At 49.2% G+C, this 17,041-nt stretch carries 17 protein-coding genes; 13 read left to right on the top strand and 4 right to left on the bottom strand.

Annotated features, from left to right (window positions below; genetic code table 11):
• The first annotated feature begins 65 nt into the window (after window positions 1–65).
• From PBN151_RS10025 to PBN151_RS10015, 3 genes are all read left to right on the top strand, one after another.
• Window positions 66–1,181 (top strand): aminopeptidase, encoded by a 1,116-nt coding sequence (locus PBN151_RS10025; RefSeq protein ID WP_021256679.1) that lies wholly within the window; start codon window positions 66–68, stop codon window positions 1,179–1,181.
• Between the two features lie 111 nt (window positions 1,182–1,292).
• Window positions 1,293–1,535: an HPr family phosphocarrier protein gene (locus tag PBN151_RS10020; protein WP_021256678.1), complete on the top strand. Its 243-nt coding sequence runs from the start codon at window positions 1,293–1,295 to the stop codon at window positions 1,533–1,535.
• A gap of 300 nt (window positions 1,536–1,835) precedes the next feature.
• Window positions 1,836–2,126, top strand: coding sequence for an Fpa/YlaN family protein (locus PBN151_RS10015; RefSeq protein ID WP_065290268.1), 291 nt, complete (start codon window positions 1,836–1,838; stop codon window positions 2,124–2,126).
• 143 nt (window positions 2,127–2,269) lie between these two features.
• On the opposite strand, the gene cax is transcribed toward PBN151_RS10015, so the two are convergent.
• Window positions 2,270–3,334: a calcium/proton exchanger gene (gene cax / locus PBN151_RS10010; protein ID WP_072728833.1), complete on the bottom strand. Its 1,065-nt coding sequence runs from the start codon at window positions 3,332–3,334 to the stop codon at window positions 2,270–2,272.
• 198 nt (window positions 3,335–3,532) lie between these two features.
• On the opposite strand from cax, the gene PBN151_RS10005 reads away from it, so the two are divergent.
• Window positions 3,533–3,922, top strand: a complete 390-nt coding sequence (locus PBN151_RS10005) for an Asp23/Gls24 family envelope stress response protein (RefSeq protein WP_021256675.1) — start codon at window positions 3,533–3,535, stop codon at window positions 3,920–3,922.
• Window positions 3,923–3,958: 36 nt separating this feature from the next.
• Here the strand turns inward: PBN151_RS10005 and ftsW are convergent, their stop codons facing one another.
• Window positions 3,959–5,200: a putative lipid II flippase FtsW gene (gene ftsW, locus PBN151_RS10000; protein WP_072728832.1), complete on the bottom strand. Its 1,242-nt coding sequence runs from the start codon at window positions 5,198–5,200 to the stop codon at window positions 3,959–3,961.
• A 34-nt stretch (window positions 5,201–5,234) separates the two neighbouring features.
• Complete coding sequence (locus tag PBN151_RS09995; protein ID WP_021256673.1) at window positions 5,235–5,576, bottom strand: YugN family protein; 342 nt, start codon at window positions 5,574–5,576, stop codon at window positions 5,235–5,237.
• A 212-nt stretch (window positions 5,577–5,788) separates the two neighbouring features.
• Between PBN151_RS09995 and PBN151_RS09990 the strand changes: the two genes are divergently transcribed.
• The 9 genes from PBN151_RS09990 (at window position 5,789) to PBN151_RS09950 (ending at window position 14,899) form a co-directional block, all read left to right on the top strand.
• On the top strand, window positions 5,789–6,979 hold the full coding sequence (locus tag PBN151_RS09990) for a M20 metallopeptidase family protein (protein ID WP_072728831.1): 1,191 nt from the start codon (window positions 5,789–5,791) through the stop codon (window positions 6,977–6,979).
• Window positions 6,980–7,195: 216 nt separating this feature from the next.
• A complete protein-coding gene (locus tag PBN151_RS09985) occupies window positions 7,196–7,621 on the top strand; it encodes a CBS domain-containing protein (RefSeq protein WP_021256671.1) in 426 nt (141 codons plus the stop codon).
• 136 nt (window positions 7,622–7,757) lie between these two features.
• Window positions 7,758–9,464: a DNA repair helicase XPB gene (locus PBN151_RS09980; RefSeq protein WP_072728830.1), complete on the top strand. Its 1,707-nt coding sequence runs from the start codon at window positions 7,758–7,760 to the stop codon at window positions 9,462–9,464.
• Window positions 9,424–11,403 (top strand): helicase-associated domain-containing protein, encoded by a 1,980-nt coding sequence (locus tag PBN151_RS09975; RefSeq protein WP_072728829.1) that lies wholly within the window; start codon window positions 9,424–9,426, stop codon window positions 11,401–11,403. The genes PBN151_RS09980 and PBN151_RS09975 overlap by 41 nt, the downstream gene beginning before the upstream one ends.
• A gap of 91 nt (window positions 11,404–11,494) precedes the next feature.
• The gene (locus PBN151_RS09970; RefSeq protein WP_021262570.1) at window positions 11,495–11,914 is read left to right on the top strand and encodes a YlbF/YmcA family competence regulator; all 420 of its coding nucleotides are present in this window, start codon (window positions 11,495–11,497) and stop codon (window positions 11,912–11,914) included.
• Between the two features lie 30 nt (window positions 11,915–11,944).
• Window positions 11,945–12,208 carry a YlbG family protein gene (locus tag PBN151_RS09965; RefSeq protein WP_021256667.1) on the top strand — a complete coding sequence of 88 codons (264 nt, stop codon included), beginning with the start codon at window positions 11,945–11,947 and terminating at the stop codon, window positions 12,206–12,208.
• Between the two features lie 208 nt (window positions 12,209–12,416).
• On the top strand, window positions 12,417–12,854 hold the full coding sequence (locus PBN151_RS09960; RefSeq protein ID WP_021256666.1) for a hypothetical protein: 438 nt from the start codon (window positions 12,417–12,419) through the stop codon (window positions 12,852–12,854).
• A 186-nt stretch (window positions 12,855–13,040) separates the two neighbouring features.
• Window positions 13,041–13,955 (top strand): selenium metabolism-associated LysR family transcriptional regulator, encoded by a 915-nt coding sequence (locus PBN151_RS09955; RefSeq protein WP_072728828.1) that lies wholly within the window; start codon window positions 13,041–13,043, stop codon window positions 13,953–13,955.
• Entirely contained in the window at window positions 13,952–14,899 is a 948-nt protein-coding gene (locus PBN151_RS09950; RefSeq protein WP_139295314.1) for a PHP domain-containing protein, read from the top strand. The genes PBN151_RS09955 and PBN151_RS09950 overlap by 4 nt, the downstream gene beginning before the upstream one ends.
• A 135-nt stretch (window positions 14,900–15,034) precedes the next feature.
• Here the strand turns inward: PBN151_RS09950 and PBN151_RS09945 are convergent, their stop codons facing one another.
• Window positions 15,035–16,852: an Rqc2 family fibronectin-binding protein gene (locus PBN151_RS09945; protein ID WP_065290277.1), complete on the bottom strand. Its 1,818-nt coding sequence runs from the start codon at window positions 16,850–16,852 to the stop codon at window positions 15,035–15,037.
• Window positions 16,853–17,041 lie beyond the last annotated feature (189 nt).

Below are 17,041 nucleotides of genomic sequence, written 5' to 3'. Positions count from 1 at the left end.
GCATGATCATCGTGATACAATGATAATCGTAAGTTCATGTTAACTAATCGAGGAGGAACCATAGGATGAAAGACCCAAGAATAGAACAGCTTGCGAAAAACTTGGTTGGATACTCAGTTGATGTACAGCCAGGGGAAAATATCCTTGTAGAGATGATTGGATCTGAGCGTGAATTGGTTAAGTGTATAGTGGATGAGATTGCTAAGCGCGGCGGCCGTCCATTTGTACAGCTGACGGATCGTTCTGTACTGCGTTCGCTTCTCTTGAATGCAACGAAAGAGCAGATGGAGACATGGAAAGAGTATGATCTGCTTCGGATGCAGAATATGCAGGGATACATTGGAATCCGTGCTGGTGAGAATGCGAACGAATTGGCCGATGTGCCAAAAGATAAGATGGCGTTGTACGAATCGATCTATTCCCATCCAGTACATATGGAAGAACGCGTTAAACGTACGAAATGGGTTGTGCTTCGCTATCCGAATGCCTCCATGGCTCAGCTGGCGAACACGTCGACAGAAGCATTTGAGGACTTCTACTTCAATGTTTGCAACTTGGACTACTCCAAGATGGATGCTGCGATGGATTCCTTGAAAAACTTGATGGATCGTACAGACAAGGTGCGCTTGGTCGGGCCAGGAACAGATCTCAGCTTCTCCATCAAGAACATTGGTTCTGTCAAATGCTCCGGACAACGGAACATTCCAGACGGAGAAGTGTACACGGCTCCAGTGCGTGATTCGGTGAATGGCACTTTGTCCTACAACACACCGTCCATCTATAACGGGTTCACATTCGAGAACGTGAAATTCCGTTTTGAGAACGGTAAAATTGTGGAGGCAACAAGCAATGATACGGATCGCTTGAACGAAATCTTGGATTCGGATGAAGGTGCTCGCCACATCGGTGAATTTGCAATTGGCGTCAATCCGTATATTTTACACCCGATGAAGGACATTCTGTTCGATGAGAAGATTGCAGGCAGCATTCACTTCACACCGGGGCAAGCCTATGATACTGCTGATAACGGCAATCGCTCTTCCATCCACTGGGATCTGGTTCTGATCCAGCGTCCAGAGTACGGCGGCGGCGAAATGTACTTTGACGATGTGCTTGTTCGCAAAGACGGCCGCTTTGTTATTCCAGAGCTGGAATGCTTGAACCCTGAACATTTGAAGTAGTCTATATTTGCCTGCTTCATCTGATGGATTTCACCTTGCGCCCAGCCTCTTATTCACGGTATGATGGAAGCGTATAAATTAGATGTGATTTACTGAGACGGAGGGATTTCAATGTCTAATAACACGGCAATTGTGGAAATCTCGCAAACAGCGAACAAATTCAGATCTTCGATTGTGTTACAAGCCGACAACAAATACATTGACGTAAAAAGTATTCTTGGTTTGTTCACGACACTCGTTGGCAATCAAGCGTATGAACTGCATGTTCATGGACCGGATGTAGACGAAGCGAAAGTAGCTATGTCTGAAGTATTCGAGAAGCATGGTCTGAATGTAACTGTTGTAGCCGAATAATTCGGATCGAGAATTGGGGGGTCGGGACGTATTGTCTCGGCTCTTCTTTCTTTTGGACAAGCACTTTCTGCTTAATATTGAAATACGCTGTTATTTTTTTGCTCTCTCAAGTTTTTCTCTATGAGATGGCAATTATGCTGACCATGCAAGGCGTCGCTTCACTTTGGTACAGGGAATTGCAGGTGGAAAAGTGCGCATTGTCACACAGAAGTTCGCGGTGCATCTTGTGTTACAGGTCATGATCGTCTAATATTAGAAATAGAACAAACGTGACTTCGGGTCATAGGGGGGAAATCAGGCATGTCTTCGTCGGATGTGGTACAACAGATCAATGATAAAGCGCTCGCTCTGCTTGAAGATGATGCGCATCAAATAGAGAAACTCATTCAAGTTCAAATGGAGAACTTGGCGACGCGTTACTGCCCTCTCTATGAGGAAGTGCTAGATACGCAAATGTATGGTTTTTCTAGACAGGTGGATTTTGCAGTTAGAGCGGGATTGGTAGAAGAGACCGTCGGACGTATGCTGGTCAGCAGATTAGAGCGGAATCTTGCTGTACTGTATGAAGCATTGAACAAAGAAGAGAAATAAGATGAATGAAATTGCTCAGTGCGTAAACGACTGAATACAAAGAAAGCTTGGGACAAGTCCCAAGCTTTTTGTGTTTTGTTGGCAAATGGAAGGAAGGGGACAACGGCAAGCTGTTTCCATACACGAATCATGAATCAGAACGCCTATACGAGGTAAAAAGATACGCCAAGAATAATATACACAGCGAGCAGCAGCAGTCCTTCGTACCAATTCGTACGTCCATCCTGAGAAATCGACTTTGCGATAAAGACAGAGACTGCAATGGCCACCATTTCAATGGTTGTAAATACGATGTCCATCGTTTGCCCGAAGAGTGCACTGACAAACACGAGTACCGGTGCTACGAACAGAGCAATTTGCAAGCTGCTGCCGATTGCAATCTCGACAGCTGCGCCGATCTTATTCTTCATCGCCATCATGACGGCTGCGCTATGCTCTGCGGCGTTACCGACGATTGCAATAACGAATGCGCCCACGAACAGTTCGGATAAGCCGAATTGTGCGGTGAACGAATCAAGGGTGCCAACCAGCCATTCACTCACGAATGCGACCATAACCGTAGCTAGGAGCAGGAATACGATAGACTTTGATTTTGACCAAGCTGGCTCTTCTTCTGCCTGTTCCTCGCCAACCGCTGATTCATCGGTGAGCAGGTCCTTATGGGTAATCATAGAGAACACGAGCCAGAGCAAGTAAGCAGCGATCAATACGCCGGCAACAATGAGACTGAGCGTCTTCGTGCCTTCTGCACTAATCGAATGAGTGGTGAAAAATGCGGCAGGCACGAATAAGGCAATCACAGCAAGCAGCATCAGAGAACCGTTCATGCCTGCAAGCTCGATGTTGAACCGCTGCACCTTGTATTTTAAGCCGCCTACAAATAAGCTAAGCCCCAATACAAGCAGTAAGTTGCCGATAATCGCACCAGTCAAGCTAGCCTTGACCATGTCGAACAATCCTTCCCGAACAAGGAAGATTGCGATGATGAGCTCAGCTGCATTGCCGAAGGTTGCATTAAGGAAGCCACCGAGCCGCTGGCCTGCGTAGTGGGATACACTCTCTGTGGCCCGTCCAAGAAAGCCGGCGACGAAAATAATCGCGACTGCGGAGATGACGAATTGCAATGTCATATTCCAGTGAAGGTAATGACCTACCCCGCTAAGGACGAATGTGGTGCACAAAAGCGCAAAAAACAATCGGTTGCGCAAACCGATCACTCCTAACGTTCATAAGGTATGGGGCAAAACATCTGATATTTAATATAGCGAACTGATTTTCGTTTGTAAACTATGCCAATTGATCCATATCGTCGGTGCGAATTGAATCTGATTCGAGTTGAATAACACTGTTTGCTTTCATGTTCAAAAATCGACTACAATATAAGGGAGACAGAAAGGAGGATGACGATGGCTGAGGAACAATTGAACACGCAGGAAGGTAACATTCGGATATCCGACGATGTCGTCGCCACAATCGCTGGTCTTGCTGCGCTTGAAACTCCAGGTATTGCTGCTATGTCAGGCGGACTGTCCGAAGGCTGGGCGAAGCGATTGAGCGGCAAGAATGTACAAAAGGGTGTATCTGTAGAGGTAGGCCAAGTGGAAGCCGCTATAGATCTACGAGTGATTGTCATGTATGGCATGCCAATTCAGGAAGTGTGCCGCCAGTTGCAATTAAACGTCCGCGAAGCGGTTCAGAATATGACCGGACTAGGCGTCGTTGAAATTAATGTTAAGGTTGAGGGCGTCGCATTTAAAGATGAGGAACTGGAAGAGATCCAGCGAATCAGTAAATAGGCACTTATGCTTGCATGCACACCACGAAAAAAAAGACTACACGGACCTAAGAGGCCGGTAGTCTTTTTTGGTTGTTCGCTCGCGGGAATTCGGCAAGCTCCCAATTGGCTTCTTATCATGATTCATCCGATTCGCCTCGCGTGACACACTGAGCAATATGCCGATACTCGCCATCGTAATGAGCAGCGAGGAACCGCCATAACTGATGAGTGGAAGCGTGACACCGGTTATCGGGATCGTTCTCGTTACGCCTCCGATGTTAATGAAGGCTTGAACGGCGATAATCCCAACGATGCCGACACTAACAAGTGTCCCGTACGTATCTGGACACCGGAGAGCGATCATGATGCCGCGCCAGATGAACATCAAATAAACGATCAGGAATATGCTTGTTCCGATAAAGCCCCATTCCTCGGCGATGATAGCGAAGATGAAGTCATTATACGGGTAGGGCAGATAGAGCAGCTTCTGGATGCTCTGACCGAACCCAGCGCCAGTCCATCCGCCATGAGCGATCGCCTTCAACGATTGCAGGAGATTATAACTGGTATTCTGCGAATCGTGAAAAGGGTCGAGCCAGGACTGGATGCGGGCGAATTGATATCCGTCCGTCAGCTTCCCGGGCGATAACAAAAAATGCAATCCTAGAACGACAATCACACCTGTCAGTCCTACCAACAGGCAATTCATGATGTGCTTCAGGTTGGCTCCGCCTGCAATGACGATTACACCGGCGCAGAAGGCTAGAATCATGGCAGACCCAAAGTCGGGCTGCAGCATGATCAGGCCGACAACGAAGCCGACGATAATCATGACAGGGAAGAGCCCTTTTTTGAAATCTCGAAATTTCTCGCCCTTCTTGGTAATTAAGGCGGCCAGGTACAGAACAATTGATATCTTAGCCAGCTCTGCCGGCTGTACCCCAATGGTACTTCCGATGCCGAACCAGCTTCGCGCCCCGTTTCGTTCTTGTCCTATATAAGGAACGAGCATTAGCATTATAATCGTAACAATAAATAAAGGGATAAATAACTTTTTATACATCCTGTACGGGATATTCATTGCAATGAGCATTGCGATGAATCCAAGTCCAGCCCACATGAGCTGACGCTTGCCGAAGTAAAGTGCATCATGGTTGTATAAAGCAGAAACGGCAGCCAGACTAGAACTCGCACTATATACCATGACGACACCGAATCCTACTAGCAATAACGTAAGCACGAGCAAGGTGAAATCCGGCGTGCCTTTGGCTGGTGGAGACGGGGTATCTCGTTTCATGGGTTTATATGTTGTTCTACTCAAATGAGAACCACTACGCGCTAAGCGCTTCCTTCAATTGATGCAGGCGTTGGGTAGCAGTGTTGAGCTGTGCTTGCGGAATGGGTGTTTCGTAATCCAATCCGTGCGGGAAAGACGCACGTCCCATGTAGACCGCTTCGATTGCCAGAATCGCATCTGGCTTCTCCAGCTTGCCTTCCTTCACCCGTGTGTTAATACGCAAATAATAGTCTTCGCTGCCTGCTTCCAGTTTCAAGTCGTATGTAGCACGGTAATACTCCCATTGGCCGCGAAAGAAACCGAGCTTCTCCATTGCTTCATCAAGATAAGCAAGGTCGGATTCAAGCCCGATCAGGCCAGAATTTTCGATTATCATGTACCACTTTCCTCCTTCGAGTTCTCGTCTACCTTGTAAGTACAACCATCTTTACTCTCTACCATGATAGTATGTTTCCTACGCTTGCGCAAGACACCTCTAGCAGGAGCGGATATGGCTCCATATTTCAGGCAGAATCATGCAAAGATGTCTACGAAAGAATGCATGTTATGGTACAATTATGAAAATGGAAACGTAGGGGGGAGAGAAGGATGAGTGTGTCTCAGGCATCGTCCTTATGGAAGGAAGCTTTGTCAGCGCAGTTTGACCAGATGATTGCATGGCGACGTTACTTGCATCAGAATCCGGAACTGTCCTATGAGGAATCGAAGACATCCGCATTTGTAGCGGAACAGCTGCGCTCCTTCGGAATTGAGGTTGAAACCGGCATTGGTGGCAACGGAGTGGTAGGCCGCATTCGCAATGGTGATGGTGCGGTCGTTGCCCTGCGTGCAGATATAGATGCGCTTCCGATTCAAGATGAGAAGCAGTGTGAATACCGTTCACAGGTTGCCGGCGTGATGCATGCATGTGGTCATGATGGACATACGGCTACGCTGCTGTCGGTAGCTAAGGTGTTGTCAGAGCATCGAAGCCATTGGTCAGGAGAAATACGATTGCTGTTCCAGCCTGCGGAAGAGGTAAGCCCTGGCGGCGCTCAGGCTATGATCCGTGATGGCGCGCTGGAAGGTGTAGATCGGATATACGGCGTTCATCTGTGGACACCGATCCCTACAGGCATCATAGCTACGCGTCAAGGGCCGATGATGGCGGCTGTGGATGACTTCCGCTTGACGATTGCAGGGAAGGGCGGGCATGGAGGAATGCCGCATCTGTGTACAGATGCTGTATTAATCGGAGCCTCGCTTGTGCAGCAGCTGCAATCCATCGTTAGCCGCAACGTATCGCCGCTTCAGCCTGCGGTACTATCCATTGGCTCCATACAGGCGGGTACGACCCAAAATGTGATTGCAGAACGTGCAGAATTGAAGGGGACATTACGCTCGTTTGATCCGGATGTCCGCCAGCTGCTTCGTCAGCGCTTCGAGCGTATCGTAGATCTTACTTGTGCAATGCACGAAGCTGAATATGACTTAGAATTCCGAGTTGGCTATCCGGCACTCGTGAATGACAACAGCGAAGCTGAGCGTGTCTTCCGCATTGCAGCAGAAGTGGTGGGGCAGGATTGCGTTCGGGAAGCAGAGATGATGATGCCAGCCGAAGATTTTGCCTATTACGTGAAGCAGATTCAAGGCTGCTTCGTACTTGTCGGTGCTGGAAACGAGGACTACGCTCGTTATCCACACCATCATCCGAAGTTCGACTTCGACGAGTCTGCCATGTTGCCCGCTGGCCAGATGTTGATCGGATTAGCTATGGATGCATTGGCCGAGAAGAAGTAGCCATTGGCTGCCTGTGATATAGTAGTATAGAATACGTAACAGACTCCATTGGATGTGAATAAATTTGAGCAGCTAACCTCTTATTCAGCATTACATACGTGTTCGGCAATTACATACGTGGCTGAGCATTAGAGCGCATTATGCTGGGAGAATGGTTGATAACCTTGGATAATCTCCTCCAATTAGGGCAACCTATGCCTGAATAGGAGGATGCTGATGTCAACGGTACAAGAGGTAATGACGACAAACTGTGCATCATGTACAGTATTGGATAACATCTACGAGGCAGCCGTCAAGATGAAGCAATACGATACGGGATTTATTCCGATAGTTGACGGAGAACGACTCGTTGGGGCTGTAACGGATCGTGATTTGGTGCTTCGCGGCATTGCAGCCAAGCACCCTGGTTCCACACGGATTTCGCATATTATGACAGAAGAGATCGTTAGCATATCACCGGATACGACGATTGACGACGCAGCTGCATTGATGGCTGAAGAGCAAGTTAGACGTCTTCCTGTCGTGAAGAACGGCAAGCTCGTAGGGGTCGTGTCCATCGGCGACTTAGCGAAACGGACGCCATTTGCGGATGAAGCAGGCCAGGCGCTCAGCGAGATTTCTGAATCGCCTTACACACATTAGGCAAGACATGTAACATGTACAGTTCATCTCGTCTTCTGTTATGAGGAGGGATGGACTTTTTTGCATTTTGTGTTAAGGACAGTTCGGGGATTCTTATATAGATAAAAATAGTAACAAGCGAAGGGAGGTGCGGCAAATGACGAAAGAGATGTTTACGCTCGCAGTTCAGCAGGACATGACGATACTGGTTAATGCGCAGTCCGATGGCTATTCAGTTGTACGCCGAGCTCTGTTAGGATTTGCCGAGTTGGTGAAGAATCCGCACGGGCTGCATACCTTTCGAATGACTCCAATTACGCTATGGAATGCTGCGGCAAGCGGCAAGACTGCGGAGATGGTCTGCTCGGTGCTGGATGCTCATGCAACCTACCCTGTTCCTGTTAAGGCCAAGCAAGAGATCGCGATGTGGATGGGGCGGTATGGCTTATTCGTCCTGCATGGGGAAGAAAAAGAATCCAGCATTACCTTGCATGCTAAGGATGCGAAAGTGTTAGAGCGCATGTTGTCAGACCGAGAGGTCGGCAGATTGTTCACAGGGAAGCCGCAGGATGGCTGTGTGGCTATATTAGCGAAGCATCGTGGACGCTTGAAGCGGGCGCTTGCTAATGCAGGATATCCGGTTGTGGATCGGGTTGGATTCAGAGATGGGGAGCCGCTAGATTTCCGGTTTCGAGATGAAGGAGGCTTCCGAGTACGGGATTATCAGCGGGAAGCCGTACGGGCTTTTATCGGCAGTGAAGAACGTGCTGCGGGAGATGGCGTCATTGTGCTGCCATGCGGAGCGGGCAAGACAATCGTTGGGATTACGGCTATGACTGAGCTGCAAAGCGAGACTTTGATTCTCACATCGAATACAACTTCAGTGAAGCAGTGGAAGCGGGAAATACTGGCGCGAACGACCCTGTTAGATGAACAGATTGGCGAATATACGGGCAGAACGAAGCAGGTACGGCCGGTAACGATATCTACCTACCAAATGATGACTTACCGTCAAGACAAGGATGGGGAGTGCCAGCATATGCACTTATTTCATGAGCGGGATTGGGGGCTTATCGTTTATGACGAAGTGCACTTGCTTCCGGCCCCTGTATTTCGCACAACGGCAGATTTACAGGCAACCAGACGGCTTGGTTTGACGGCCACACTCGTCCGTGAGGATGGATGCGAACGGGATGTATTTTCCTTGATTGGTCCGAAGCGGTATGAGCTCCCTTGGAAGGAGCTGGAGCAGGATGGTTGGATTGCCGAGGTGGATTGTGTAGAGGTTCGTGTACCCTTATCAGAGGCTGGCAGACGGTACTACCTTCAAGCCGGCGAGCGAGACAAGGCAAGAATCGCGGGAGAGAATGAATTGAAGATAGAGGCTGTAAAGCGCCTCCTTCAGCGCCATCCCGGTGTTCCAACTCTGGTTATCGGGCAATATTTGCAGCAGTTGGATCGGTTATCGCAGTCACTGAATGCCCCTGTATTGACTGGGAAGACGCCGCAAGAGGAGCGGGAGCAGTTGTATGCACAGTTCAAGCAAGGAGCGATACAAGTGTTGATTGTCTCCAAGGTTGCTAACTTTGCTGTGGATTTGCCGGATGCTACGGTAGCGATACAAGTGTCTGGCAGCTTCGGATCAAGGCAGGAGGAGGCCCAGCGGTTAGGAAGACTGCTTCGTCCGAAGGCGGATGGGAGACAAGCAAGCTTCTATTCAGTTGTGAGTGAAGATACGAAGGAGCGGGATTACGCCTTGAAGCGACAGCGGTTCCTCGTGGAACAGGGGTACCAATATGCAATTGAGCAACAGGAGGGCAGCCATGAATACGTATCAACTATGGAAGCGGACGGAACAGGATAAGGAGCATCCACGCAGCCAGCAGTGGAGAACATTCAACGACAATCCTGCCCGGATTGCCGAGGCATATGCAGCACTGTCTGAGGAGCATAGAGTCTCGTACGATGTCATGCTCGATCGAACCGCTACTCTCCCTTTCGCATTGGATTCTCTGCGTAAATGGCATGGTCCTCAGGCAACAGGGGCGATGCTGCGCGCTGCTTGCGGATCGTTGTTGAAGTCAGGTCTGTTGGCAAGTGTCCGAACATCATGGGGAGAACGGCTTTTGTTCATTCCGAAGGACATTTACGAGCATTTGCTTGCAATGCGTCTAAACGATGCGTTCTCGAAGAATGATTACGTACCGGAAGGAGCGGAAATGGAAGATGCGTTCCTGTATTCCCTTCATCCTCTCCCTGGAGGCGGTGTAATCTCGGTAGAAGCTTCCAAGGGGATGCTGACTGATTTGTTCCAAATGCTCGTATACGCCATGAATGAAGGCCTTCCGCTTACGGCTAAAGGGAACCTGCATAAGAGGGCAATCACGCGGCTTGATTCCTTGCTTCGTTTGGATGGACAAGCACTTGCATCTTGGAACATCAAAATTCCGTTTGCAGAGTCGTTGCCCGTGCATGTAGCTATCGTGCTGGATATGGCTCTCCGGCTAGGGCTGCTGCGTAAAGACCCAACTAGCTATGCGGTGCAGATTGAACAGTTGAAGTGGTGGTTCAGCTTGCCTTCGCACGAAGCACTTCGAGCTATAGCCGAAGTTGTGATTGAGCACTATTTGCCTAATGAGGCGTTGGCAAGACATATTGCTTATTCCGCACTTTACTATGGAAGTTTGCGCAAGTGGAGCTCAGAAGAGAGTGTTGTGAACGCTTGTCGGCATCTTGGGTGGCTCGAAGAAACTGAACATACATATGAGGCGGTGCGAGGGCAAATTCGGGACTGGCTGAGAACGGCCCACTCCATAGGGTTGTGCGATGTTGGCACGTCGGATGGATGCTGGATGTTCCGCAGCATACAACAGGAAGAAGGTGTACATCAACGCGTTCTATTCGTCCAGCCCGATTTTGAGATTATGGTGCCGCCTCACACCTCATTTCTCATTCGCTTCGAATTGGAGGTCTTTGCCGAACTGTGGAAGTCCGATCAGATGGACACGTATCGCTTGACTCGTGATTCGTTCGAGAACGGATTGGAGCATGGTCGCTCCGTTCAGTCGGTTCTGTCGTTTCTAGAGAACTGCTCGCTGACGGGAGTACCGGGGCATGTACGCGATGCAATCGAAATGTGGGGTCGTCAATACGGAAGAGTTCAGTTCGCAGAAGTCATTCTGCTTCGTTGTACAGATGCGGATACAGCCCAGGCTGTACAGTGCGCAATGGACAGCTCTGAGCCGCTCAAAAGATGGCTTACTCCCGTAGGTGCCCTCGATTATATTGTCGATCGGGAACATGTTGATGAAGTATCCAATCAGCTGACTCGCTTCGAGCTGCCGCCCTTGCAGCGCTGGGGTGGAGAAGAGCGGATGCGCATGCCATGCCTGTGGCAGGGTGAGGTACGCGAACAAGAAGAACTGGAAGCAGATCATGAAGGGCCAGTTTACAGTCCATCCTCATTGCAGTATTATGAAATGGATACCGGTTCGATGGCGCAGGATGTTGATGAGAATAGCTACGACGACATTTCCAGCCAATGGACGAAGGCATTGCGGCCCTATCATACTTCAACGAAGCGTGATATGGTAATGGCCGCCATTCGGCATCAGACACAGCTTGAAGTCGAGGAAGAGGGGCGATCGCACGTGATTGTGCCGCTAACCTCGAAGGTGTCTGATGACAAGCGCTGGGCGGTGACAGCTTACGTATTGCCGTGCCTGTCGAGCGACAAGCCTGTCAACCTGTCTCCTGAGAAGTGGGACAAGGTTCGCTTGATCGTACCGGAGGGGCTTCTGTAGGGTTGGACTGCTGTATGCCCTCAATCGCAATACTTTTAAGAGAATTGAGCGTGATAACGTGCCAATAGAAGAAAAGCAAGATGTTGCCGATATGGCCGTTCTGCTCACCAATGCATATGAATTAGGCGACATGATCAACCAGTCAATAGAGGTTGCCGATTATGTGATGTGGAAAGAACGCATGGAAGGCAATGAGCAGGTTAAGCAGCTCGTACGTGAATTTGCCCGTAAGAAGGAACGTTTTGAAGAAGCGGAGCGATTTGGTCACTTCCATCCCGATTATCATAAGGCGAAGGATGAAGTGCTCGCTGTACAGCATGAGCTGGAGTCTATAGAAGAAGTATTTCAATTCAAGCAAGCTGAGGAAGCAGTCGATAAGCTGCTGCACAACTTGTCAGAAACAATTGCTCTTGCAGTATCTGAGACGATCAAGGTGCCGAGCAATGATCCACAACCGAAAGGTGGATGTGGGAGCGGCGGTTGCAGCGGCGGCTGCAGCAGTTGTTCATAGCAGCTCGGCTAGGGGAAAGCGAGGAGAGTTATGATTCCTGAACGGACGGGGTATATCATTTGGGTAAACGATGTGAAAGCAGCGCGCAACTTGGATAAATACGGAACGCTTCACTATGTATCGAAGAAGATGCAGTATGCTGTTCTTTATGTAAATGCGGAGAAGGCAGAAGAGACGGTCAAAAATGTGAAACGCTTGAATTACGTGAAGAAGATTGAGCGCTCGTATCGAAATGAGATTAAAACGGAATACAGTAAGGATGTTCCAGACAAAACTCGTTTTTACGGTATGTAAAATCAGATTAGAGCAGAATAGCAGAACTCTCCATTCTATTTGGAGGGGGCTGCTATTTTTTTTGTAATTTCTGATTTTATGTTAAAGATTTCCTAAAATGAAGGAAAAAGTTCTGTCTTGAACTTGTGAACAGTTGGCGCATCATGTAATATATTGGGTATATGTACATAGATATAAAGACCTAACATGGTGGAGAGTGGTGAAGCCAATGAGAGATAAAGTAATGAATCGATGGAGCACCTATGAACCTTTCTATGTGTTGTTAGGCGATAAGAAAGTAGCCAATGTTGTCATTACGAATCATGCACGGGCTCGCTGGAATGATCGTATCGCGAAGGAAGAGGCGGATATTGAGTCTATAGCAGCGTTCATATGGGACAGCTTGAAGCAGAATCGGATCATCTCTTACTACCGTAATGAGCAGGATGTGTTCTTAATCGATGATGATTTGGTTGTGGTAGCAGAGTTCGTGGAATCGGACACGGAGTTCGATTTGGCAGGTGATCCATTGTCTAAGATGATTATCGTTACCTTTCTCGGCAAGATGTCGGAGACGATGGAACTGCGTGATTTGAAGACATATTATTCATGGCTGCGGCATTCGCGGCGCATGACGTTGGTGAAGAATAGCCGCAAACATAGATGAATGCTTCTCCGAGTTGCATCGCATATATAATAGGCCAATCAGATTATCTGATTGGTTTTTTTGATTTGGCAACAGCATCGAGCTGAGTTGGTGCCGGCATGATATCAGTGGGAGGAGAAGTCTTATTGCATCTTACGGATTTACGCTATAATAGAGCAGAAGAGTTAGGAAAGAGGGGAAAGGCGTATGGGGTTGAACTTTCATCAGCTGCATATTTTCTATAACGTCGCAACAAGAGGAAGCTTCTCGGCTGCTGCGCAAGCGCTGCATATGACCCAGCCGGCGGTAACGATGCAGATTCAGGCATTGGAAGAGTATTTCGGAACGAAGCTGCTGCACCGTTCTACGAAGAAGCTGCAATTGTCTGAGGCGGGCCATAAGCTGTTCCCTTATGCACAGCGTTGTATGGAGCTTGTTCGTGAAACAGAGGAAATGATGTCAAATTATACACTCGACTTGCATGGCAAGCTTGTGCTTGCAGCGAGTTTGACCATTGGTGAATATATGTTGCCGCCGTTCCTCGGTCATTTTGCCAAGCTGCACCCGCATTTGGACATCCATATGCGCGTGATGAACAGCTCGCAAATTGTAGAGGGGATTCGCAGTCAACAGCTGCATCTCGGGCTCGTGGAAGCTCCGGTAGCGGATAATGACATCCATGTCGAGCCGATTATGGAGGATGAGCTGCTGCTGGTTGTGCCGCGGGATCACTCGCTGGCAGCGGTCAGTGAAGTGAAGCTTGAGGATGTGCTGTCTTATCCATTTGTGCTGCGGGAAATGGGATCGGGTACGCGCATTGTGATGGAGGAAGCGCTTCGCCAGCAGGGAGTTGACCCAGAGAAGCTCCATGTTGTGATGGAGCTAGGAAGCACGGGAGCGGTGAAATCTGCTGTAGAGGCAGGAATTGGCGTAACGATGCTGTCGCCGTATGTTGTACGGCATGAAGAAGCGCTCGGGCTGCTGAAGACTATTCGTATTCAGCAGGTGAACATGAAGCGACAATTTTATGCGGTTCATGCCCAAGCGGATCTGCTGTCGCTGCCTGCGACGGCACTGCTGACGATGCTGCGCAATCGACATGATAAGGAGCTATTACGATGAATAAGCATGAGGATGACATTCAAGTGGATGAGAAGATGTTGTTTGCAAGACAAGGAATGGGCGGTTCTAGTGTCGAGCCAGGCGGGGCGGATCTGCATACCCATACGATAGCTTCCGATGGGATGACATCGCCTGCCTATAATGTGCGGCTCGCTCATTTAGCGGGTCTGAAGGCTCTAGCAATTACCGATCATGACACGGTGCTTGGTGTGCCTGAAGCGATTGAGGCCGGCGCACAGTATGGCATTCACATCGTACCGGGGGTTGAGATCAGTACGGTGGAAGAAGGAATTGATATTCATGTGCTTGGTTATTTCTTAGATATTGAGGATGCGGGATTGCTGGAGCGGTTGGCTGATTTGAGAGCTGTGCGGGATCGGCGCAATGAAATGCTTGTAGCGAAGCTGACGGAGCTGGGAATTCCACTGACGATGGAGGAAGTGGTGTCCGAGCTTGGGCGGCCGCTGTCTCCAGGCGAGACGGTAGGACGTCCCCATATCGCGGATGCCTTGGTTCGCCGAGGCGTTGTTCGTAATATGAAGGAGGCTTTCGATGAGTATTTGGGTGCTGGCGGCAAGGCTTATGTGAACCCGCCGCGCATACGGCCACAAGAGGCAGTGCGGTGGATTCATGAAGCGGGCGGTGCTGCAGTTATGGCACATCCAGGCATCTACCATCGTGATGATCTGGTTATTCAGTTGCTGGATACGGCGCCATGGGATGGCATAGAGGTATGGCATTCGGATCATTCGGAAGAGGACGCGAAGCGTTATGGCGAGATGGCAAGTGCAAGAGACTTGCTGCAAACGGCAGGCTCTGACTTCCACGGTGCGCGCAAGGGGGATGTATTCCATGGGGCTTTGGGCGGACGTAGGGTTCATGAGCAAGTGGTTCAGCAGCTACAAGAGCGGGCAGAGCAATATCAAGCGGAGCGAAGAAGCTAAATGAAAATAAAATAAGACCTAGCCAATTCGGGATACTCCTTAACAGGATCAACATGAACGAATAGAGAAGAAGACCTGCTGATTAGCAGGTCTTCTTCGTATGTGAGCGGGTTGGCATACTGTGCAAGACTGCGGTTAGCCGCCCTGCTTCACGGTCAGGCTCATGCCCTCAATGCGTTTTGCATCAGGGGTAATGAATAACGTTTTCTGACGTTCGTAGATGACGAACCCAGGTTTGGCTCCGTTAGGCTTCCGCACATGGCGGATAAGTGTATAGTCAACAGGCACCTGGCTGGAATGCTTCGCCTGACTGAAATAAGCGGCAAGCTGGGCTGCTTCCTCTAATGTCGCATCTCCGAACTGTTCGCTGCGTATGACAACATGTGATCCAGGGATATCCTTGGTGTGCAGCCAAGTATCGTTTGGCTTGCCGAGGCGATTGGTTACATATTCATTTTGCAAATTATTTTTGCCTACGTAGATTGGAATGTCTTCCGATGACGTGTAGCAATAGATGGTTGGACGTCCATCCTTCTTCTTCCGCTTGTCCTTGCGGCCCCGGTCACGCAAGTAGCCTTGGCCAACAAGCTCCTCTCGAATTTCCTGCGCATCTTGCACCGTTGCATCCTCCAACTGCTGCATAAGCGTTTCAAAATAGCGATTTTCCTCTTTGGCAGCAGACATTTGTTCTTGGACGACGGCGATGCTGTTTTTAGCTTTATTATATTTTTTGAAATAACGCTGTGCATTGTCTGAAGGAGTGAGCAGCGGATCAAGCGGTATCGTCATGGACGCACCGTTCTCATCGTAATAATTGATGAGTGTGATATCTCTATCACCCTTCGTAATCATATGCAGGGATGCAAATAACAGCTCACCCATAATGCGTAATCGATCCGCATCCTGTGCTTCATTAAGCGTTTCCTCTAATTTGTCGAGTTTCTTCGCATTCTTCGTATGCTCCTGTTGCAGGAAGCGGAACAAATCGCCAACACGCTGCTTAATCATGTCGCGCTCGGCCTTGTCCCCATAAAAGTGCTCCATACAGTCACTCATTGTATCGAAGTATCGAGCTTCCCCGTGAATGTGGGTTATATTCAGCGCTGAAAAATACGTTTTGCCGCGTTCATCTGCAAGCAGGGTAGGCTTGTACCGCTGATTAGCGACATCGTCCATTGCTTGGAGAAAGGCTTCGCTCAGGTGCTGGGCTAATGTTTCCGGTGTACGCGTCTCCTCGGTGGATTCCGTGGCGGTTGGTACAGCGTACAATCCTGTACGCCATACGATCTCATCGGCCAATCGTGGGCTTACACCCGAGAAGTGCTGGACAAGCCATTTGGACAAAAATTTGGAGTCGATGCGTTGTTCCGGTTGTTCCGCTGACTCTTCCGCCTGCTCCACAAACATGGATAGGAAGGTAGCGGGTTCCACGCTCAGCGGATCCAGTTTGTGCTGTTCAGGCGGTGCCGTATATGTGAATCCAGGCATGACGATGCGGAAGCTGCTGATGGCAGGAGTGACATGATGAATGCCGTCAATAATGGTGAATGATGACGGTTCAACAATGATAATGTTACTGTGTCTGCCTGTAAGCTCAATGATGATCTTCTTCAGTGATTCATCTCCAAGCTCATCCCGCGAACGAACGGTGATATGTACAATACGTTCCCGGCCAATCTGCTCGATCTTCTCAATAACGCCGCCCTCGCAATGTTTGCGCATGAGCATGCAGAACATTGGCGGTTCCGGCGGGTTCATGTACGAATGCTCTGTAAAATGAATGCGCGGATACGTTGGGTTGGCGGAGAGCAGCAGTTTGCGATTTTTGCCTCCCGTTCGGATATGCAGAATCAAGTCGTGTTCGGTAGGTTGATATAATTTAAGAATGCGAGCGCCTACCGTCTGTTGCAGTTCATCGACGAGGGCACGGGTTACAATTCCATCTAATGACATTATGAACTAACTCCTGTCTATCGAAATTCAATTCCTCGGCAAGCCTGCCGCAGCAAGCGGTATATCTGAGCATATGCTCTACATATACCGTGCTTCGTTCTAGTAGCGGGAACTGATCATCCTTCATTTGTGAACAAAAGCGCATATGACGGACGTCAATATGCTGTATCTCCTATCATGCCATATTTT

The sequence above is a fragment of the Paenibacillus sp. NAIST15-1 genome (genome assembly GCF_001894745.1).
In the GTDB taxonomy this organism is placed as follows: Bacteria; Bacillota; Bacilli; order Paenibacillales; family Paenibacillaceae; genus Paenibacillus_B; species Paenibacillus_B suaedae.
Note: the sequence above shows the minus strand (reverse complement) of the source record. Positions and strands in the feature narration are given on the sequence as shown.